This is a genomic window from Microbacterium trichothecenolyticum (genome assembly GCF_041938625.1).
GTDB classification, from domain to species: domain Bacteria; phylum Actinomycetota; class Actinomycetes; order Actinomycetales; family Microbacteriaceae; genus Microbacterium; species Microbacterium trichothecenolyticum_D.
Genome location: NZ_CP169427.1, coordinates 2619000 through 2637949, shown reverse-complemented (window position 1 = coordinate 2637949; position 18950 = coordinate 2619000). Strand labels below are relative to the sequence as shown.

19 protein-coding genes and 1 tRNA gene are annotated in these 18950 nt (G+C 67.6%); 12 read left to right on the top strand and 8 right to left on the bottom strand.

Annotation, left to right across the window (positions count from 1 at the left end; all coding sequences use genetic code 11):
• Window positions 1-38: 38 nt before the first annotated feature.
• Window positions 39-1256: a Fic family protein gene (locus ACEYYH_RS12330; protein WP_374974686.1), complete on the bottom strand. Its 1218-nt coding sequence runs from the start codon at window positions 1254-1256 to the stop codon at window positions 39-41.
• A gap of 158 nt (window positions 1257-1414) precedes the next feature.
• Here ACEYYH_RS12330 and ACEYYH_RS12325 point away from each other — a divergent pair, with 158 nt between their 5' ends.
• Window positions 1415-2392 carry a zinc-binding dehydrogenase gene (locus ACEYYH_RS12325; RefSeq protein WP_374974685.1) on the top strand — a complete coding sequence of 326 codons (978 nt, stop codon included), beginning with the start codon at window positions 1415-1417 and terminating at the stop codon, window positions 2390-2392.
• Window positions 2393-2452: 60 nt separating this feature from the next.
• Here ACEYYH_RS12325 and ACEYYH_RS12320 read toward each other — a convergent pair whose 3' ends face one another.
• Window positions 2453-2683 (bottom strand): hypothetical protein, encoded by a 231-nt coding sequence (locus ACEYYH_RS12320; protein WP_374974684.1) that lies wholly within the window; start codon window positions 2681-2683, stop codon window positions 2453-2455.
• On the bottom strand, window positions 2677-4158 hold the full coding sequence (locus ACEYYH_RS12315) for an SDR family NAD(P)-dependent oxidoreductase (RefSeq protein WP_374974683.1): 1482 nt from the start codon (window positions 4156-4158) through the stop codon (window positions 2677-2679). Before ACEYYH_RS12315 ends, ACEYYH_RS12320 begins: the two co-directional genes overlap by 7 nt.
• A 49-nt stretch (window positions 4159-4207) precedes the next feature.
• Here ACEYYH_RS12315 and ACEYYH_RS12310 point away from each other — a divergent pair, with 49 nt between their 5' ends.
• On the top strand, window positions 4208-4624 hold the full coding sequence (locus tag ACEYYH_RS12310; RefSeq protein ID WP_374974682.1) for an NUDIX domain-containing protein: 417 nt from the start codon (window positions 4208-4210) through the stop codon (window positions 4622-4624).
• Window positions 4625-4630: 6 nt separating this feature from the next.
• On the opposite strand, the gene ACEYYH_RS12305 is transcribed toward ACEYYH_RS12310, so the two are convergent.
• Window positions 4631-5170 (bottom strand): YaeQ family protein, encoded by a 540-nt coding sequence (locus tag ACEYYH_RS12305; RefSeq protein ID WP_374974681.1) that lies wholly within the window; start codon window positions 5168-5170, stop codon window positions 4631-4633.
• Between the two features lie 104 nt (window positions 5171-5274).
• Between ACEYYH_RS12305 and ACEYYH_RS12300 the strand changes: the two genes are divergently transcribed.
• The 4 genes from ACEYYH_RS12300 to ACEYYH_RS12285 are packed head-to-tail and all read left to right on the top strand — an operon-like array spanning window position 5275 to window position 10610.
• Window positions 5275-7524, top strand: coding sequence for a GAF domain-containing protein (locus ACEYYH_RS12300; RefSeq protein ID WP_374974680.1), 2250 nt, complete (start codon window positions 5275-5277; stop codon window positions 7522-7524).
• The gene (locus tag ACEYYH_RS12295; protein WP_374974679.1) at window positions 7521-7913 is read left to right on the top strand and encodes a response regulator; all 393 of its coding nucleotides are present in this window, start codon (window positions 7521-7523) and stop codon (window positions 7911-7913) included. Before ACEYYH_RS12300 ends, ACEYYH_RS12295 begins: the two co-directional genes overlap by 4 nt.
• Entirely contained in the window at window positions 7903-9039 is a 1137-nt protein-coding gene (locus tag ACEYYH_RS12290; RefSeq protein ID WP_374974678.1) for a response regulator, read from the top strand. The genes ACEYYH_RS12295 and ACEYYH_RS12290 overlap by 11 nt, the downstream gene beginning before the upstream one ends.
• Window positions 9036-10610 (top strand): peptide ligase PGM1-related protein, encoded by a 1575-nt coding sequence (locus ACEYYH_RS12285; RefSeq protein ID WP_374974677.1) that lies wholly within the window; start codon window positions 9036-9038, stop codon window positions 10608-10610. The genes ACEYYH_RS12290 and ACEYYH_RS12285 overlap by 4 nt, the downstream gene beginning before the upstream one ends.
• A 19-nt stretch (window positions 10611-10629) precedes the next feature.
• On the opposite strand, the gene ACEYYH_RS12280 is transcribed toward ACEYYH_RS12285, so the two are convergent.
• Both ACEYYH_RS12280 and ACEYYH_RS12275 read right to left on the bottom strand, forming a co-directional pair.
• On the bottom strand, window positions 10630-11208 hold the full coding sequence (locus ACEYYH_RS12280) for a hypothetical protein (protein ID WP_374974676.1): 579 nt from the start codon (window positions 11206-11208) through the stop codon (window positions 10630-10632).
• 51 nt (window positions 11209-11259) lie between these two features.
• A complete protein-coding gene (locus ACEYYH_RS12275) occupies window positions 11260-12087 on the bottom strand; it encodes an inositol monophosphatase family protein (protein ID WP_374974675.1) in 828 nt (275 codons plus the stop codon).
• A gap of 94 nt (window positions 12088-12181) precedes the next feature.
• On the opposite strand from ACEYYH_RS12275, the gene ACEYYH_RS12270 reads away from it, so the two are divergent.
• Window positions 12182-12257: transfer RNA gene (locus tag ACEYYH_RS12270), tRNA-Lys, on the top strand.
• Between the two features lie 882 nt (window positions 12258-13139).
• Here ACEYYH_RS12270 and ACEYYH_RS12265 read toward each other — a convergent pair.
• Window positions 13140-14474, bottom strand: coding sequence for a hypothetical protein (locus ACEYYH_RS12265; RefSeq protein ID WP_374974674.1), 1335 nt, complete (start codon window positions 14472-14474; stop codon window positions 13140-13142).
• A gap of 94 nt (window positions 14475-14568) precedes the next feature.
• Window positions 14569-14967, bottom strand: coding sequence for a helix-turn-helix domain-containing protein (locus ACEYYH_RS12260; RefSeq protein WP_374974673.1), 399 nt, complete (start codon window positions 14965-14967; stop codon window positions 14569-14571).
• 562 nt (window positions 14968-15529) lie between these two features.
• On the opposite strand from ACEYYH_RS12260, the gene ACEYYH_RS12255 reads away from it, so the two are divergent.
• The 5 genes from ACEYYH_RS12255 to ACEYYH_RS12235 all read left to right on the top strand — a co-directional run bounded on the left by ACEYYH_RS12255 (window position 15530) and on the right by ACEYYH_RS12235 (window position 18353).
• Window positions 15530-16180 carry a hypothetical protein gene (locus ACEYYH_RS12255; protein WP_374974672.1) on the top strand — a complete coding sequence of 217 codons (651 nt, stop codon included), beginning with the start codon at window positions 15530-15532 and terminating at the stop codon, window positions 16178-16180.
• A gap of 104 nt (window positions 16181-16284) precedes the next feature.
• Entirely contained in the window at window positions 16285-16863 is a 579-nt protein-coding gene (locus tag ACEYYH_RS12250) for a hypothetical protein (RefSeq protein WP_374974671.1), read from the top strand.
• Window positions 16864-17030: 167 nt separating this feature from the next.
• Window positions 17031-17390 carry a hypothetical protein gene (locus ACEYYH_RS12245; protein ID WP_374974670.1) on the top strand — a complete coding sequence of 120 codons (360 nt, stop codon included), beginning with the start codon at window positions 17031-17033 and terminating at the stop codon, window positions 17388-17390.
• Window positions 17391-17403: 13 nt separating this feature from the next.
• A complete protein-coding gene (locus ACEYYH_RS12240; protein WP_374974669.1) occupies window positions 17404-17985 on the top strand; it encodes a hypothetical protein in 582 nt (193 codons plus the stop codon).
• Window positions 17982-18353: a hypothetical protein gene (locus tag ACEYYH_RS12235; RefSeq protein WP_374974668.1), complete on the top strand. Its 372-nt coding sequence runs from the start codon at window positions 17982-17984 to the stop codon at window positions 18351-18353. The genes ACEYYH_RS12240 and ACEYYH_RS12235 overlap by 4 nt, the downstream gene beginning before the upstream one ends.
• Window positions 18354-18950: the final 597 nt, after the last annotated feature.

Sequence of the window (18950 nt, the reverse complement as noted above, 5' to 3'; positions counted from 1 at the left end):
CCGAGGGCGCGCGGACCCCTCCGCGCGCGGTACGCCGGTCACGCAGTCATGGCGGCCTGGATCCGTCGGTCGAGCTCCTCCAGCTCGCCGAGCGCATCCGTCGCGGCCCACACCCGATCGCGCTTGCGGCCGGTGATCTCAGTCAGGATGCCGGCATCCACGAGCCGGTCAATGGCCGCGTACGCGGCGGTGGTCGATCCGGAAGCGGCGACCATCTCCTCCGCCGCCATCACGGGGTTGTCGAAGAGCGCGTCGATGATCCGATCGGCCGCGGGGCTCTTGCGCCCCGTCAACTGACGCCTCCATTCGTCGGGCAGTGCGCGCAGCTCATCCATCGACGCCCTGCTCTCTACGGCGGCGGCCTGCGCCGACCGGCAGACGATCCCGATCACCGGCACGGGATCGCCCTCGCGATATGACGTCAGCGCCGCAAAGTACTCCTCCCGCACGGCGAGAATGCCACTGGCGAGCGGGATCACGACGTTGCGGGCAACCCCCCGCCGCCGCAGGATCGCGCTGATCAGCGCTCGGCCGATGCGCCCGTTGCCGTCGGTGAACGGGTGGATCGACTCGAACTGCGCGTGTGCGATCGACGCATGGACGACGGCCGGCACGTCGTCGCGGGCCGCCCACGCGAGGAGGTCTTCGAGAAGAAGCGGGACGAGCTCGGGTGGCGGGGGGACGAACAGCGCGCCCCGAGGACTGTGGCTGCTTCCGCCGATCCAGTTCTGCATGTCGCGCAGTCGTCCGGCGTAGTGTGACTCGGCGGGATCGTCGGTCATGAGCACGCGGTGAGCCGCGAGCAGATCTTCGAGTCGGATGGTGCCGCCCTCACCCGCTCGCTGCACCATGCGATGCAGAGCAGCGGAGGCCGCCACCATGCTCACGGCGCTGGTGTTGGCGCGGCTGCCGGCCAGTGCGCGTGCATAATCCCCGACGCTCGCCGAGACGCGCTCGATCTTCGACGACGCCGCCGACTCGGTCCGCAGGAGAAACCGGCCCAGGGCGTGCGACTGTGCGCGAGCCTCGGCGTCGGTCGTCGCGATCTCGATGACGGCGCGCTCGGTCTCGGCGAGGAAGCCGGGTGGCGCCTCGAACGTGAGATCCGCGATGCGGGGCGGGATCGATGCATCGATGTGACGCAGCATCCGATCGTCACGGCTGCCGCCCCGCACCGACTGGCGCCATTCGCGCCGGTCGGTGCCGTGTGCCGGCCATTTGGCGCCCGACGGCAAGGAGGGGGATTCAGAGCTCACTATTCCAGTTTACTGGCACAAAGCGGAACAAGGACGGCGCTGTTCCAGAACCCCGTCTTCGATCGCGACGTATCCGCCGGGGAATGCGGGAGCACCCGCCGCGGCTGTATTCGGGTGGTCGCACATCCCGCGGCCCGGATCCACCAAGGAGCACTACCGTGCGCGCACTCATCCACTCTGCATTCGGCGACCCGAGCGAGGTCCTCGAGGTCGCGGAGCGACCGCTGCCCGAGCCGAGTCCTGGGCAGGTGCGGGTGCGGACGCTGTTCTCGCCCATCCACAACCACGACCTCTGGACCATCCGCGGCACCTACGGCTACAAGCCCGAGCTGCCGGCGGCATCCGGCACCGAGGCTGTGGGCGTCGTTGACGCTGTCGGCGAGGGCGTCGACACGCTGAAGGTCGGGCAGCGTGTGGCCACCGGCGGAACGTTCGGCGTGTGGAGCGAGTACTTCGTCGCGAAGGCTGCGGGGCTCGTGCCCGTGCCGGACGCGGTGAGCGACGAGACAGCCGCTCAGCTGATCTCGATGCCGTTCAGTGCCCTGAGCCTGCTCGACTTCCTCGACGTGCACCCGGGCGACTGGATCGTGCAGAACACCGCCAACGGCGCGGTCGGCAGGCTCGTCGCCCAGTTCGCCGCGGCGCGCGGCGTGCACGTTCTCGGCCTGGTGCGCCGCGATGCCGGCGTCGAAGAGCTGGCCGCACTCGGCATCCGTGGTGTCGTGTCGACCGAGTCGGCCGACTGGCGTGAGCGCGCCGCGGAGATCCTCGGCGGGAACGCGCCGCGCGCGGCCGTGGACTCCGTCGGCGGTGAGGCGGCCGGCGACCTGCTGTCGCTGCTCGGCGAGGGCGGCACCCTCGTGTCGTTCGGATCGATGGGCTCGAGCACACTGCAGCTGTCGGCCGGCGACCTCATCTTCAAGCAGGCGACCGTGAAGGGCTTCTGGGGCAGCAAGGTCAGTCAGACGATGGATGCTGCGACCCGCGGTGCGCTGTTCGCCGAACTGGTGCAGCGTATCGGCTCGGGCGCGGTGGCGCTGCCGGTGGATGCGGTGTTCCCCTTCGAGCAGGCGCGCGAGGCCGCGGCAGCGAGCGCCGTGCCCGGGCGGGACGGCAAGGTGCTGCTGCGCTTCTGAGGGCTCGCGGGGAGGTCGCGCCGATCACGGCGCGGCCTCCCGGGGCCTTCCGATCACCACTTATTCGATCGGCGGACGCGGGCGCCGCGGCGCGCGCGCCACGGGCGGCGGCGGCACCTCCTTCGCGGCGATGATCGCACCGCGCGGGATGCGCTCGACACCGCGTTTGCCGTCGACCACGACAGAATCGGCATCTGTGCTCAGGAGTTCGCCGAGGGCGTCCGTCGCCTGGCCCGTGGGCAGGATGTAGCGCACGACCACCCGATGGCCAGGCGCAGGCAGGTTCACCATTGGCCGGGCGCGTAGTCCTTGAGGAAGACGCCGAACAGGTCCTCGCCCGCTTCGCCGCGCACGATCGGGTCGTAGACGCGGGCGGCACCGTCGACGAGGTCCAGCGGAGCGTGGAAGCCCTCTTCGGCGAGCCGCACCTTCGTCGGATGCGGGCGCTCGTCGGTGATCCAGCCGGTGTCGACGCTCGTCATGAGGATGCGGTCGGTCTCGAACAGCTCGCGCGCGCTCGTGCGCGTCAGCATGTTGACCGCGGCCTTGGCCATGTTGGTGTGCGGATGCCCCGGCCCCTTGTATCCGCGATTGAACACGCCTTCCATCGCGCTGACGTTGACCACGTACGTGCGGCGCGCGGGACTCGAGGCCAGCGACGCGCGCAGCTTCGAGACGAGGAGGAACGGTGCCGTCGTGTTCGCGAGCTGCACCTCGAGCATCTCGAGAGGGTCGACCTCCTCGACGCTCTGCACCCACGAGTTGGTGTGGTCGAGGTCGGGGATCAGACCGCCGGCATCGATCGCGGTGCCGGCGGCGAGGCGCTCGAGCGAACTGGAACCCGCCGCCATGGCCTGTTCGGTCAGCTCGTCGGCACGCGCGGCGGCCGCGGCGAGGATGGGGTGGGCGGTGACCGAGCGCTCCAGCGCCTGCGGGTGACGGTCGTTGGTGTGGCCGAACGTGACGAGCTCGGGAAGTGGGCCGTCGGGCAGCGGGGCGAGCTCGGCGTCGACGAGCGGCTGGTACGCGCCGGGCGAGCGCCGGACGGTCTGGGTCGCGTTGTTGATCAGGATGTCGAGCGGACCGGCGGCCGCGACATCCTCCGCCAGCCCGATCACCTGGGCGGGATCGCGCAGGTCGATGCCGACGACCTTGAGGCGGCCGATCCACTCGGGCGCGTCGGGCAGGCTGCTGAAACGGCGCACGGCGTCGCGGGGGAAGCGCGTCGTGATCGTGGTGTGCGCACCGTCGCGCAGGAGGCGCAGCGCGATGTACATGCCGATCTTGGCGCGACCGCCGGTCAGCAGCGCGCGCCTGCCGGTGAGGTCGGTGCGCGCGTTGCGCTTCGCGTGGCTCATCGCCGCGCACGTCGGGCAGAGCTGGTGGTAGAAGGCGTCGACGATCGTGTACGGCTGCTTGCAGATGTAGCAGGCGCGCGGCTTGAGAAGCGTGCCCGCGGTGGGTGCGGTCGTGGATGAGCTGATCGGGATGCCGCGGGTCTCGTCGTCGATCCGGTCGGGCGCTCCGGTGGCCGTGGCGGCGACGACGGCGCGGTCGGCGGAGGCGATCGCCTCGCGGATCTCGCGGCGCCGCACCTTCTTGACGGCTTTGAACATCGCGGCGGTGGCGCGGCGGACGGCCACGTAATCGGGGTGCGACTCGTCGACACCCGGCATGATCGCGAGCACCCGCAGGGTGGTCGCCAGATCGTCCGGGTCGATGCCGCTCGGCGGCAGGTCGGAGGGCGCGGGGGAATCGGGAAGCACACGTGATTCTACGCCGGGCCGGTTTGGCTGTTCCTGTTAGCGTGCCTTCGTGAGCACCTCGAACCCGGCACCGACGTCGACGCGCAGCATCCGTGTGTCGGCCGCGGTCATCCTGAACGACCGTGACGAGCTCCTGCTGGTGCGGAAGGCGGGGACGACGGCGTTCATGCAGCCGGGTGGCAAACCCGAACCCGGCGAGACGCCGGCCGAGACGCTGAGCCGCGAGCTCTTCGAGGAGCTGGGGCTCTCGGTCGAGCCCGATCAGCTGGATTCGCGGGGCCTGTTCACGGCCGCCGCGGCGAACGAGCCGGGTTTCCTCGTGGTGGCTGACGTGTTCGTGGCCGACATCGGCGATCAGGTGCCGGTGACCGACGCGGAGATCGAAGAGCTGCGGTGGGTCTCGCGCGCCGATGCACAGAGTCTGGAGATCGCCCCGCTCGCGCGGGAGAACTTCCTGCCGGGCTGATCCGGCTCAGCCGGCAGTGACCGTGTGGATCTCGGACTCGAACGACGAGCCGTTGAGGTCGAGGTAGAGGCGCCGCTCGGTGACCGAGACGGTCATCGTGTTGCGGCGTTCGAGCGCGGCGGTGGCCGAGTCGAAGAAGCCGGCGTCGAAGCTGTGGAGCTTCACCTCGTCGGCGCGGTGGATCTTCTTGCCCGCCCACGGCGCGGCCACCTTCACGGGATCGCGGTGCGTGTACACGGCGACGCGGGCACCGGCAAGCCCGCCCGTGTGCAGGCGTGCAGCATCCGGTGCTCCCACTTCGATCCAGGCGACGAGCGCGCCGGTGAGATCACGCACGAGCACCGCGGGGTCGTCGGTCGCGGAGATGCCCTCGCTGAACGCGATGCCCTCCTCGTACTCGAGCGCGTAAGCGAGCACGCGCGTCAGCATGAACGCGTCGGTCTCGGACGGATGCCGCGCCACGCGCACGGAGAGCTCCTCGTAGACGCTCCGATCGACGTCGGCCAGCTGGATATCGAAGGTGTACATCGTCACGCCGATCGCCATGGGAATCGAGCCTACGACGCCTGTCTTGAATGCGGTCCCGCGCGCGAGGACAATGTGGCCTGTCATCGCGGCGAACGCACGGTCTCACTGGGAGGAGGCCACCCATGGCGCGTTCGGATGGAGCCGGCGGCGGGGCATCCGAAACCCTGCCACGTGGCTACACCGACGCCACGGAGCAGTTCGTCGCGATGAACGAGGTTCTCCTCGCACTCGGGCGATCGGCCTCCGATCCCGATGCGGCTCTCGACACGATCGTCGAGAGCGCGCGCAGGCTCTGCCGGTCGGACGCCGCGCAGGTCTATCTCGTCGACGGGGACTACTTCGCGTTGTCGTCGTGGGTCGGGGTGTCGGACGAGATGGTGACTTACATCGCCGCGCACCCCCTCCGGATCGACCGCGCCAGCCTCGTCGGACGAGTCGCCACGGACCGGGAGTCCCAGCAGATCGACGACGTCCTGGCCGATGCCGAGTACGGGCGCCAGGACGCGCAGAAGGTCGGTCACTATCGCAGCGTCATCTCCGCACCGATGCTGCTCGATGACGAGGTCGTCGGCGTCATCTCCCTGTGGCGCACCGAGGTCGCGCCGTTCGACGAGCACGCGCGCACTGCCCTCGAGGCCTTCGCCACGCAGGCGGCCGTCGTCGTGCGGCAGGTGCACCTGGTGCGCGCCCTCGAGGACCGCAGCGCCGAACTCGCACGCAAGGTCGATCAGCTCGAAGCGCTCAGCGAGGTCGGCGAGGCGGTGAGCTCGAGTCTCGTGCTCGACGAGGTGCTCAGCACGATCATCATGAACGCCGTGCGATTCGCCGGCTGCGACGGCGGCTCCATCATGGAGTACGTCGAGCACGAGCGTGCGTTCACGGTCCGGAGCGCCTACGCGAGCGATCGCCTCCTCGAGCGGCTGCGCACCATCAAGGTCGACCTCGACACCACCCTGGTGGGCCGCGCGGCCCAGGAGAGGCATCCGATCGCGGTTCCCGACCTCGATGAGGTGGAGCTCGACACCCATCTCCGGCTGCTGCACGAAGACGGCTGGCGCTCGATGGTCGCGGTGCCCGTGCTGCGGGGCGACCGGATCGTCGGCGCGCTCGTGGTGCGCCGGCGTACGCCCGGAGACTTCTCTGCCGACACCATCGACTTCCTCGAGAACTTCGCGGGCCAGTCGGCGCTCGCAGTGTGGAACGCGCAGCTGTTCCGCGAGCTCGAGACGAAGTCCGCCGAGCTCGAGGTCGTGAGCCGCCACAAGTCGGAGTTCCTCGCGAGCATGTCGCACGAGCTGCGCACACCGCTCAACGCCGTGATCGGATTCTCGGAGGTGCTCCTCGAGCGCATGTTCGGCGAGCTCAACGACCGGCAGGACGAGTATCTGCGCGACATCCTCGGATCCGGCCGCCACCTGCTGCAGCTGCTCAACGACATCCTCGACCTGTCCAAGGTGGAGGCCGGGCGCATGGAACTCGAGCCTTCGACATTCTCGCTGCGGTCCGCCCTCGAGTACGGCGCGTCGATGGTGCGCGAGCGGGCAGCGAGGCACAGCATCCGTCTCTCCATCGACGTCGAAGACGAGCTCGACACCGTCGAATCCGACGAGCTGCGCGTGAAGCAGGTGCTTGTGAACCTCTTGAGCAACGCCGTGAAGTTCACGCCCGACGGCGGCAGCATCACGGTGACCGCGCGCGCAAGCGAGCACGAGATCGCGGTGGCGGTGGCCGACACGGGCATCGGCATCGCGCCCGCGGACCAGGAGCGCATCTTCGAGTCGTTCCAGCAGGGCCGACGCGGGCTGCAGAGCGAGGAGGGCACGGGCCTCGGCCTCACGCTGTGCCGGCGGATCGTGGCGATCCTCGGCGGATCGATGTGGCTCGAGAGCGAGGTCGGCGTCGGCAGCACCTTCGGGTTCACGATCCCGCGTCGTGCGCCGCTCGCGACGCCTGCGACGGACGACGAGACGGGGCGGCAGACGGTCGTGGTCGTGGAGGATGACCGCGCCTCGCTCGACCTCATCTCCGCGTATCTCGACGGATTCGCGGTCGATGTCGTCATCGCGCGCGACGGCGACGAGGGGCTGTCGGCGATCCGACGACACATTCCGGCCGCCGTACTGCTCGACATCCGTCTGCCGCGGACCGACGGCTGGGAAGTGCTGCGGCGCGTGCGAACGGATCCTGCCACCGTCGCGGTGCCCGTCATCGTGGTGTCGATCGTGGACGAGCGGGCGCGGGGCCTCGCGATGGGCGCGTCGGCCTACCTCGTCAAGCCCGTCCACCGCGACGCGCTGGTCGGCGCGCTGCGCGAGGTCGGAGCGCTCACCGGTGCCGTCGCGGCGGCTCCGCGAGGAGGGGAGGCGCCGTGAACGGCGGCCGCCGGGTGCTCGTGGTCGAGGACAACCCGCTCAACCTCAAGCTCGTGCGCGACGTGCTCACGGCGTCGGGCTACGAGGTGCTGCCCGCGGTCACGGGCGAAGAGGCCGTCACGCTCGCGGCCACGTGCGAGCCCGATCTCGTGCTCATGGATCTGCAGCTGCCCGACTTCGACGGGTACGAGGCGCTGCGCCGGCTGCGGGAGGATCCGGCGCTGCAGGCCGTGCCGGTCGTCGCGGTCACCGCGTTCGCGATGCGCGAGGACCATGAGCGGGCCAACGCGTCCGGGTTCGACGGCTACCTCGAGAAGCCGATCAGCATCCGCGACCTGCCGGGTCAGGTGGCCGCGTTCATCGGCAGGGGACACGCCGATGCCCGATGAGCCGATCGTCGTGCTCGCCGTCGACGACCTCGAGCAGAACCTGCGGCTGCTCGATGCGGTGCTGAGCCCGCGCGGCTTCAGCGTCGTCACCGCGTCGTCGGGCGAGGAGGCTCTCGAGCAGCTCGCGCGGCATGACGTCGACCTCGTGCTGCTCGACATCATGATGCCCGGCATCGACGGGTACGAGGTCTGCCGTCGCATCCGCAGCGTCCCGCAGTGGCGGTTCCTGCCTGTCGTGATGATCACGGCGAGCGGGGATCAGGAGAAGCGGCACGCGCTAGAAGCCGGCGCCGACGACTTCGTGAGCAAGCCGTTCGATCAGGCCGAGCTGGTCGCGCGCGTCGCGTCGCTTGCGCGCCTGAAGCGCTACCACGACACGATCGAGCGCCAAGCCGCTGAGCTCGCGCGCTGGAACGTCGAGCTCGAAGCCCGCGTCGCGAGCCAGGTCGACGAGCTCGAGAGAGTGAACCGGCTGCGGCGATTCCTGTCGCGGCAGGTCGTCGAGGTCGTGCTCGACAACGGCGACGAGACGGTGCTGGCCAGTCACCGGCGAGACATCGTGGTGGTGTTCTGCGACCTCCGGGGCTTCACCCCCTTCGCCGAGTCGAGCGAGCCCGAAGAGGTCATGGGCGTGCTGTCGGAATACCACGCGGTGCTCGGCGAGCTCATCGATCGCTACGAGGGCACGCTCGAGCGCTTCACCGGCGACGGCGTCATGGTGTTCTTCAACGACCCGCTGCCGCTCGACGAGCCCGCTCGTCGAGCGATCGAGATGTCGATCGAGATCCGCGACCGGGTGGGCGATCTCACCGCGCAGTGGCATCGGCGGGCGATCGACCTCGGCATCGGGATCGGCGTCGCGCAGGGCTACGCGACGCTCGGCCGCATCGGCTTCGAAGGGCGCTTCGACTACGCCGCCATCGGCAGCGTCACCAATCTCGCCGCACGCCTCTGCGCCGCGGCCGCCGCGGGGCAGATCCTCGTCGCGCAGCGCGCGTTCACCGCCGTCGAAGAACACATCGCCGCGAATCCGGTGGGGGAGATCGACGTGCGCGGATTCAGCCGGGCCGTCCGTGCGTACGCCGTGGACGGCATCCGTGATCCCGAGAATCGAGCCGCACCATGACCGTCACACACACCGCGCCGCCGGCGACGCTCTCGTCCCTCACCGACGCCGAACGCGATCAGCGCTTCGATCGCCTGCAGGAAGGGATGCCGCGGGTCTGGGAGGCCATGCAGCACAACGTCGAAGGCGAGTCCGTCGTCGTCTTGCCGTCGCTCACCGTCGGGAGCCGTGCGACCTCGGCGGCGATGGTGCAGGCGTACGAGGAGCGCTTCCTGTTCCTCCTCCTGCTGCTGCGCCAGCCCCTGCTGCGGATGACCTACGTCACGTCGCAGCCCATCGACCCGCGCATCGTCGAGTACTACCTCGCGCTCCTGCCGGGGGTGATCCCGAGCCATGCGCTCGCGCGGCTGACCCTGATCTCGGTGGGCGACGGCACCCACCGCACGCTGAGCGAGAAGGTGCTGGAGCGTCCGCGGGTGCTGGCCCGCATCGCCCGCAGCATCCCGGATCGCGAGCGATGCCACCTCATTCCGTACAACACGACCGAGCGCGAGCGAGACCTGGCGTTGACACTCGGCATCCCGATGTACGGCGCGGACCACCGGCTCGCCCCGCTCGGCACCAAGACGGGCTGCCGGCGACTCTTCCGTGACGTCGGCGTGCAGCACCCGCTCGGCGTCGAGGACCTGCGCAGCCGCGACGATGCCGTGCGGGCGATCGAGACGGTGCTGGACGAGAAGCCCACGGTGCGGCAGATGATCTTCAAGCTCGACGAGGGCGTGTCGGGCTCGGGAAACGCGCTCGTCGAGCTCGCCGGGGTCGGCGAGCTCGACGGCGTCGCCCGAAGGGCCGCCATCGTCCGGAGCCTCGAAACGATGCAGCCCGAGGTCGAGACGCTGACCCCCGCCGACATGCTCGACGCGCTGGCCTCCCGCCACGGGATCGTTGAAGAGCGCATCGTCGGCGAAGAGATCCTGAGCCCCAGCGTGCAGCTCAGGGTGCTGCCCGATCGCACGATCGAGCTGCTTTCGACGCACGACCAGCTGCTCGGCGGTCCGAGCGGACAGAGCTACCTGGGGTGCGTGTTCCCCGCGGACCCCGCATACTCGCGCCTCATCAGCGAGCCGGCGCTGGCGGTCGCCCGGCGCCTCGCAGAGCTGGGCGTACGGGGGCGCTTCGCGCTGGACTTCGTGGTCGTGAGGGATGCCGCGGGCGAATGGTCGTCGTGGGCGATCGAGCTGAATCTCCGCAAGGGCGGGACGACGCACCCGTTCCTGACACTGCAGTTCCTCACCGACGGCCGCTACGACGGGGACGAAGGAGCGTTCGTCACGCCGGAGGGCGTGCACAAGCACCTCGTCGCGACGGATCATCTCGAGGGCGACGACCTCAGGGCCCTCTCGGTGGGAGATCTCTTCGACGCCGTGGCGCGCCACCACCTCCACTTCGACCGCTCGCGGCAGGAGGGCATCGTGTTCCACATGATCAGCTCGATCACCGAACAGGGGCGCCTGGGCATGACGGCGGTCGGCGACACGCCCGAGCGCGCGATGGAGCTCTACGAGCGCAGCGGCCGGATGCTCCTCGAGGAGGCCGCGCGGGCGCGCGCGGAGCAGGCCCTGCCGGGGTGACCCACGCCGGCAGGCGGAATCAGCTGGGGGGCCACTCGATCAGCAGGAGGCCCTGCTTCGTGTCGGCCACCTTCACCTGGCCGGACGAGAAGAGGTACGTCATGCCGTAGCCGTCGGCGTCGGTCGCGATCGCGGTGTCGGCGCTCTCGGTGATGTAGACGCCGGCGGAGTCCTCTTCACGCACCCAGCCCTGGGCCTCGAGCTCCTCCTGCAGATCGGCGGCCTGGTCATCGGCGAGCGGTGCCCAGCCGAACATCTGTCCGTGGTCGCCGGCGGGACCCTCGAAGTCCGCCCACATGCACTGCAGGCCGTCCTCGATTTCGGTGCTGCCGATGTACAGCGGCGACGCCTGAGAGCTCCACCCGAGGCTCTCGAAGTTCGCCACGACCGACTCTCCGATGATGGTGATGCAGGTCGGGTCCTCGGTCGAGGCCGGCGCGGACTCGGGCGTCGTCGAGGGCTCGGGTGCGGCCGCGGTGGGCGTCTGCGCATTGCCCGTCTCTTCGGGTGCGGCCTCGGGCGTGCCGGCGCAGGCCGACAGGAGGACGGCGGAGAGGGCGAGGGCGGCTGCGGCGCCGAGGATGCGGGTGGCAGGCATCAGAGAGTCTCCGTGGGGGATGGGAGGCGGTCGGTGTCAGGCGGTGCGGGATCAGGCTGAGTGGAGCAGGCCGAGATAGGCCGAGTGGAGCACGCGGTTGGTCGCGAGCGAGGAGCGCTCCGAGAGCGAGTCGTTGCCGTCGAACGACGTGAACTTGCCGCCGGCCTCGGTCACGATCGGCACGAGCGCGGCGACGTCGTACTCCTTGACGCCGAACTCGGCGACGAATTCGAGACGCCCCTCGGCCAGGAGCATGTACGGCCACGCGTCGCCGTAGCCGCGATCACGCCACACCGACGAGGTCAGGCGCTCCAGCGCGTCGAGCTTGCCGGCGTCGCGCCACTGCGCGATGCTCTGGAAGCTCACGCTCGAGTCGGCGATCGCATCCACTGTCGACACCGTGAGTCGCTTCGCCTGGCCCGTGGGCGTGTTGGTCCAGGCACCGAGTCCGGTCGCCGCCCACCAGCGCCGGCCGATCGCGGGCTGGCTCGCCACGCCGACGCGCGGCACGCCGTCGATCGTGAGGGCGATGAGGGTCGTCCACATCGGGATGCCCTTGAGGTAGTTCGCGGTTCCGTCGATCGGGTCGATGATCCACTGCCGCGCCGAATCGCCCGTGACGCCGTACTCCTCGCCGAACACGCCGTCGCCCGGGCGCTCGGTCTCCAGAAGGTCGCGCAGGGCGCGCTCCGTGGCCAGATCGGCCTCGGTGACGTGGCTCGCGTCGGCCTTCAGCCGCACATCGAGATCCGCTGCATCGAAGCGCGACATGGAGGCCGCGTCCGCCGCGTCCGCCAGCCGCAGAGCGAGATCGAGATCGGCCCGGAGATCTCCCTCGAACGGCGTGTCGAACGTCGAAACGGGGGAGGGGGAGGTCACGGGATCAAGGATAGCCGGGGCGTTCCCGCCTCGATTTCACGAGACGCGATCGTGATGCTAATGTTGATCCTCGTTCGCCTCGTTTGTGAACAACGCACCTCTAGCTCAATCGGCAGAGCAACTGACTCTTAATCAGTGGGTTCTGGGTTCGAGTCCCAGGGGGTGCACCAGTAGAAGGAGCCGCCTCCCGCAGAATCATGCGGGAGGCGGCTCCTTTTTGTTCTCCTGCGCCCCCCGAAAGCACCGGATCAGGGATCAGTTCGTCCGTGAAACGACCGCGAATGCTCGTCTTGCCTGTTGTTTCAATACTGCTGACAGTTTGCCTTACGGTGTACTACCGGGTGGTACGTGAGTTTCGCGGACACCGCGCATAGAGGCTCCATGACAGCTACTGCTACGACGGCCGCACCGTCGACCATCACGACACGCAGCGGCTGAACGGACTGGTCCGTCTCGAGCATCGCGAGCCGCTCGGCCACGAGCGACGGGTCACGGAAGCCGCGAGGGTGAGGCAGGAACACGAGTGCATCGTATTGGGCTGGCCGCGGACCGCGCATGTACACGGAATGAGCCAAGCCAATGGCCGATCTGAGAGCGGTAGGTATGGTGACGACATGGCCAGCGCCGAGACCCTTGCACGCAGCCCGCTGCTCGCTGTTCATCGAGGCGGGGGATTGCTACTACTGGTAGGTCTCCTTGTTGCCAGTCTTGCGTCGTGCGCAAGCGAGAGCCCATCTCCGCAACCCGGGTACCCCGGGACTCCGACTGCCTCTGGTGTGTCTCTAACGGTGAGCGGAGACGCCGCCTCCATTGTGGAGGCATGGTCGCAGCCGGACATTCTCATCCTGACCACTCACGGATCGGGCAGTTGCCCTTGGATCCCGGAGCTCGGCGAGGTGGATGATGAGACCCGGACCGTGTTTGTGACCATCAGTGCCCCGGGAGCAGAGGGCGAGTGTACGGCGGATGACGCTGCACGGACGTTTGAACTCCCGACCACTCGTGACCTCGACGGTTTCACCGTCGAGGTCACGAGTCAGCAGGACCAGTGACTACGGGATCACGTTCAGCGCCCAACCTGCGACGAACACATCGTTGATGACGCTGAACAGGACCACCGAGCTGCAGAGACGACCACCCGCGTCGCCAGAGCAGGTGGTCGTTCCGTTGCTGATACCGCTGATGAAGCCTGCGGCGTAGATGTTGCCCGAGTTCGTGTTGTAGGCAGGCCCTCCGCTGTCTCCTTGGCCGGCCGACGGCGTGCCGCTGACCTGACTGGTGACGGTGATGTTGTCGTAGCAACCGTACGGAGCGCCATAACAAGCAGTGACATTGATGTTGGTCACAGTGTTGCCGCAGATCGTTCCCGACCTACTGCCCGAGTAGCACACGTACGCCCCGACCGGGGTGCTGGCAGCGCCCTTGATGGCGTAGACCCCCGAACCTGCGACAGTGTTGTCGCCGATGAAGATGCCCGGGACGAGCGCGCCCGCTCCACCGCCTGTCCAGGAAGCGAGGTCAGGCCTGTAACCGGGCCCCGGCGGCATCATCTGCCCTTGTGCCTGGCCGATGAAGTGGCCAAGGGTGGAGTTGTAGTACCACTGTGTGCCGATTGCAGCGGTCGTGCTGCAATGCTCTGCCGACGCCATCCCCGGCGTGCTCGATGAGGGCTGCGTTACTCGGAAGCCCGTCGTGCAGGCAGTGCTGCCGTTGTGCATGTAAGCGCCGGAGTAACGCTGACCGGGAGAGATAGACGGCTCGTGGTTACGGAGCGTAGGGGTCAGTGCCGCACCGTACTCGACCGCCACAGGGATGCCGACGTCGGGAATAGCAGGAGCTGCCCTGAGCATCTGCGATGAGTCCTCCAGTACGAGATCGATGCGCGACCCGTCAAGCGCGGGTGCGGCCATCACAACGGAGTGACCAGAGGGTAGGCGGCCGTCCTCCCCTCCGATTACTTCGCGAATGATCCCGCGCATACTGGCGGCGTCGTACCTCGCAGCGCGATACGCGACCTGGTGGGCGATGCCATGCTTCTCGAGGACTGAGACAACCGCCTGCGCCGGTGCCGTCGCGTACAGCAGTGTCGTCTGCGTCACCGGGTCCCATTCGGTGCCAGCGATGCCGAGCTCAGGATTCTCGAGTTCCATCGTGATGAGCGCATCGGAGACGCCCGGCGGCACCGATGCCGGGGTCTGGAACTCCGGGTCGGGTGCGTCGGTGCGTAGCTCGGCCGGCACGTCCGCAGGGTCGATGGGCGCTAGGAAGCTCGGCAACGACGGCTCGACCCTGTCCTCTGTTGGTGCAGCGTTGGCCCCCGCGGCCGACAGGGCGGTCAGGCACCCTGCGATCGTCAGGGCGGCGATGGTCAGGCGGGACATCTTCATCTATTCCTCTTCCCTCGTTGCAGCGCCGTCGGGCTCACCCATAAACGGCCTTGGTCGTCCGTTACGCGGGACGTCGCGCGTATTGGTGTCAGCGTCAGGCGGCAACGTCCTGAAGCTGCGGGTCCGCGATGAACGCACAGCCGACGATCTCGCCGTCGGACGCGCCAAACTGCCTCACCTTTCGGGGCGAACGGGCGAGGTGGCGGTGGCATTGCGCCCGAAGCGTCTCGTAGCTCGCATATCCGCAACGTGCCGAGATCGTTGGGAGCGGGGTGTTCGGCTCCAGCGCGGCAGTAACCACGAATTGCGCGAGGCGCCGGCGCGCAAGACGTTCAGCCACGCTGCCACCCCCTTCGAAGGCCCGCGCCAGGTGACGGCGCGACACGTGAAGGCGCCGCGCAAACCAGGCGTGATCGGCGTGTGGCTCGGTGAAGTGTTCCTCGATGAGCCTTAGGCAACGTTTGCGCAGGGGTGCCAGAGATTCGTGCTCCACAGACCGTCATGTCCGAACGCACCAGGTCGGTTCCGGATTCGTTCGAAGTACCTCACGCGGTTCCGGAGATGGAACTGAATCCCCAGTGCGGACATTCCGGGGTAGAAGCCGCCACCGTGGGCGGCAGAGAGGAAGAACATGACAGTTCTCAAACGGACACCAAGGCAGCAGCGTGGTCGATGGCAGAGAATCGCGGTTCTCGCCGCGGCCGCCGGAATCGTACTGAGCCTCGGCGTGGCCGCGCCGGCTTCTGCGGCCATCCGGACCGGCACACTGGGGTGCGGCTCGAATTACGGGTGGCTCACCGCCACCGCGTACGTGTACTCCTCGCACGTGCCGCCCGGAAGCCAGACGAAGTTCGTGTCGACCACAGGTGGCACCTACACCCTCGTCGCAACGTACACCAACGGCCAGCCTAAGCCGGGTGGGGGAGCGTGGGGCGTCGAAGGGACGACAAGCGCGTCCGGAACCCCCTCCTGCAAGTCCTACGGATGAATCTCGTGGCCGGTCGCGCGCGACCGGCCACGAGCCCGGCAAGAATTCACACCCACCAGGAGCCACGATGAACGACCGTCCTTCATTTCCGCAGCGGTCGACGACGATCGCCTGTATCGCCGCGCTGTGCGCCATGGTCACGAGTTGCGCGCCGACCCCAGCCGCTAATCCCACCCCAACGCCGACTCCGGCAGCAACGTCCTCATCGCAGATATCGGATCAGCTGTGGGAGCAGGTGGCGGCGAAGTACCCGGATGCGGAACGGCCAAGCGTCACCATGGTGCGATACGTGGATCGTTTCGAGTGGGCAGGCGTCATCGCCGACTGCATGGCAGAGTCCGGGTTCGAGGCGGAAGCGCAGCCGAACGGGATGCTCGCCGTCAATCAGGACGACGCGCAGGGAATGGCCAGCGATGTCGCCCAATGGTCCTGCATGGTGAGGTACCCGCTGGAGGAGAAATACACGCGCCCGTTCGATGACGCGCAGCTGAAAGCGCTCTACGAGTACCAGACCACGACCCTGACGTCATGCCTGCAGGAGGCCGGGGTGGAGGTGTCCGCCGCCCCCAGCCTGGAGGTCTTCGAGCAGACATGGCAGACAGCCGAGCAGTGGTCGCCCTACCTGGACGTCGCCGACTCGGGTCTGTTGATGGATCAGATCTATGAGCTCGCGACGACATGCCCAGAGCTGCCTGAACACGTGTACGACCTGGGATAGACCTCGACCACACGCGCCACAATCCGCCGACCGTGAGGTAGCCGGAGACGGAACCCCTAGCCGGGTGCCGGACATACAGAACGAATCCCCCAAGGAGGAGTTCTGTGTCAAAGCGCACTCTGGCGGCCGTGTCCGCCATATTCATCGCCCTGTCCATGTTCAGCTCGACGACTGCGGTCGCCGCGGAGCCCGAGGCGCCATCCGCTTGCACGGTCGGCGGCGTCGCCGTGCCCGAAGGCCAGCCGGTGCCGGAGGAGATCCCGACGGTCATCTCCTGCTTCGATAGCGTGGTCGAGGCCGAGCAATTCATCGAAGACGGAGCTCCGGGCGACATCGAGCAGCTCCTCGAAACGGGACCTGCCGCCCGTGGCGCGGCGGTCGCGGCGAGCACCGTCACGATCGGGAAGGTCTGGACCGGCACCTCACGTTCCGGTTCGGTCCTCATCCATTGGGGCACGGGAAGCGGATGCTACGGCGTGACCTACGGCTTCCCGACCTTAGCCAGCGGATGGAACAACAACATCCTGTCCGCCGAGGGGTATAGCAACTGCTGGGCCTCGCACTACGACACCACCAGCTACGGCGGCGACGTCCTGACGTGCGCGCCGTACTGCGCCACGCTCGGCTTCATGGCGTCACGCAGCTCATCGATCGTCTACCGGCCAGTAGGCACGTTCGGCTGATAGCGGTGCAGGGTGCAGCGCCGAGCTCTCCATACGCCCGGGAGCGGAAGCTGAATTGCCAAGCCATGGGTGTTGGTGGATGGAGTCCCATTCGACATCGATATGGAACCTGCACCAGCCTCCCGGACATATCGAGGTGCGGAATCTTCCGCCTGAACGGAGCAAGGGTGTCCGAGCAGATAAAAAGAACGAAGTGGCGAGGCCTCATCCTCGGTGCAGCAGTTGTAGCAACCTTGGTGGGCGTACCCGCGGCCGCACACGCCGTGGACTACACGTACTTCAACGGCCAGCTGCCTATGTCGACCTGGAAGTGGAGCGGCCATCAGAACATGACGGGCGCGAAAGCGTACGGGGTCAACTACGCCCAGCCGATGTATCTCCAGAACGACGGCTTCGCCCAGGTGCAGGGGTACGAGTACATCTTCACCAGCCACAGTCGGACCTTCACGGTGAGCAAATGCACTTGGTACAGCCCACTTGCGCAACCCGGCACCACCGCACTTCAGGTCTGCAAGTACACCAACTAGGAGAGGCGCACCAATGAAGATGAACAAGAAACTCGGCATCGTAATCGCAGCCGCCTCGACGACACTAGTGGCGGCTCTCACCGTGACAGCGATCTCGTCCGCGGCAGGAGCATCAGAGAGGCCGGACTTCACGACCCTGCACACTGCCCAGAAATCGGTTGCGACGGCGGTGGACGAGCTACCGGACGTGCTGCTTGCCAGCGGCAACGCCGGTGATCTGCAGACGGACACGTCGCGCCACTTGGGGCGGTCAGATGCGGCCGGTTATTGGTCCGTACTCCACGCTGACGGCCGCCTGTGCCTCATCGTGGCGCCTACAGCGGACGACGTCATCGTCGGCTCTTGTAGTTCAGAAGACGCTTTTGTGAAGCACGGCTTGGTCCTGTCCGTTCAGGATCCGGCCGATCCCGCGAAGTCGTTCGCGGCGTTCCTGCTTCCCGCTGCTGCGACCCGGGCCGATGTCCCCACAGGCTTCGAAAAGATCGGAACCTCTGTACTCGAACGTCGGGATGCCAACGGTGGGGTCCCGGAAACAACGATCGGGGTGGGCGAATCGGCAGTTCAGCTACGGGGTGTCGAAAAGGTCGGGAGATGAAGAATGTCGACACCCCACGCGAGGGCAGCGCTGGTGGTCGCCACGTCACTCGCGTCGCCATCGCGGTTGTCCTCGGACTCGTCATCAGCAGCATCGTCGCCACGCCGGCGAATGCGGCATGGGTCGCCTGGCATCAGGCTCTCGTCGCGGCCAACATCTGGAAGTGGAGTGGGCACCACACCAGCACTGGCGCGTACGTAGAAGCGCAGAACACCTCCGCCGAGGTATATGCGATCAAGAGCGAGTCCTCGACGATCTACGGAGGACACAACTACATCTCTTTGACTTGGTCTTCTTCGTATGCATCAGTTGCATGCAGACATGGCAAAGAGGTTAAGGTGCTGCTCTACTGCGCTTCGAATAGGTAGAGCCTGGTCGAGCCGGGGCCGGTGGCCACTGTGGTGGCCACCGGCCTACTGGGCCTCGGACCAGAGAAAGTCGCCCAACGGCATCCATCCGTCTGCCTCAGGCGCCCTATCGCCCATCGCGAATGATCCCCCGTCGGTTGTCACAACGATTGGTGACTGTGTCCCACACGCGACTTCCGCACTGGCGGGGCCGTCTATGACGAGGCACATCGTTTCCGGGTCGCTCTTGGATCGCGCAGCGTAGAAGGTCGTCTCGTCAAGCGATCCGAGAGTCGCCGCCGGCGTTGCGTCGACGGCCTCGAGCACGCTCTCGTCCAGGGTTGACGGGAGAGTTTCACCCGAACTGTCGACATGCGATTCCAGGTCTGCCCACGGAGACGTTGAGCATCCAGACAGGCTCACGGCCGCCAGCAGAAGTGAGGCGGTTGCCAGCGCCGTCCTGTGCATACCCATGGGCCGACCATACCAAGTGATGGCCCGTTGGATGTGAGGTGTCCGGGGGCTCCTGTTGGTGAGAAGGATGCTGGTACTGGGCGACATCGGGAACTCCCTTGGAGCTTAGGAAGGCCGCGAATCGGTCTTCACTCAGTCATGTCC

What these genes read in the sequence shown, in the direction of transcription:
- ACEYYH_RS12320 (WP_374974684.1), bottom strand. Translation starts at nt 2,683, where the DNA reads ATGGTGAACCTGCCTGCGCCTGGCCATCGGGTGGTCGTGCGCTACATC.
- ACEYYH_RS12305 (WP_374974681.1), bottom strand. Translation starts at nt 5,170, where the DNA reads ATGGCGATCGGCGTGACGATGTACACCTTCGATATCCAGCTGGCCGAC.
- ACEYYH_RS12300 (WP_374974680.1), top strand. Translation starts at nt 5,275, where the DNA reads ATGGCGCGTTCGGATGGAGCCGGCGGCGGGGCATCCGAAACCCTGCCA.
- ACEYYH_RS12290 (WP_374974678.1), top strand. Translation starts at nt 7,903, where the DNA reads ATGCCCGATGAGCCGATCGTCGTGCTCGCCGTCGACGACCTCGAGCAG.
- ACEYYH_RS12285 (WP_374974677.1), top strand. Translation starts at nt 9,036, where the DNA reads ATGACCGTCACACACACCGCGCCGCCGGCGACGCTCTCGTCCCTCACC.
- ACEYYH_RS12280 (WP_374974676.1), bottom strand. Translation starts at nt 11,208, where the DNA reads ATGCCTGCCACCCGCATCCTCGGCGCCGCAGCCGCCCTCGCCCTCTCC.
- ACEYYH_RS12265 (WP_374974674.1), bottom strand. Translation starts at nt 14,474, where the DNA reads ATGAAGATGTCCCGCCTGACCATCGCCGCCCTGACGATCGCAGGGTGC.
- ACEYYH_RS12255 (WP_374974672.1), top strand. Translation starts at nt 15,530, where the DNA reads ATGAACGACCGTCCTTCATTTCCGCAGCGGTCGACGACGATCGCCTGT.
- ACEYYH_RS12240 (WP_374974669.1), top strand. Translation starts at nt 17,404, where the DNA reads ATGAAGATGAACAAGAAACTCGGCATCGTAATCGCAGCCGCCTCGACG.
- ACEYYH_RS12235 (WP_374974668.1), top strand. Translation starts at nt 17,982, where the DNA reads ATGAAGAATGTCGACACCCCACGCGAGGGCAGCGCTGGTGGTCGCCAC.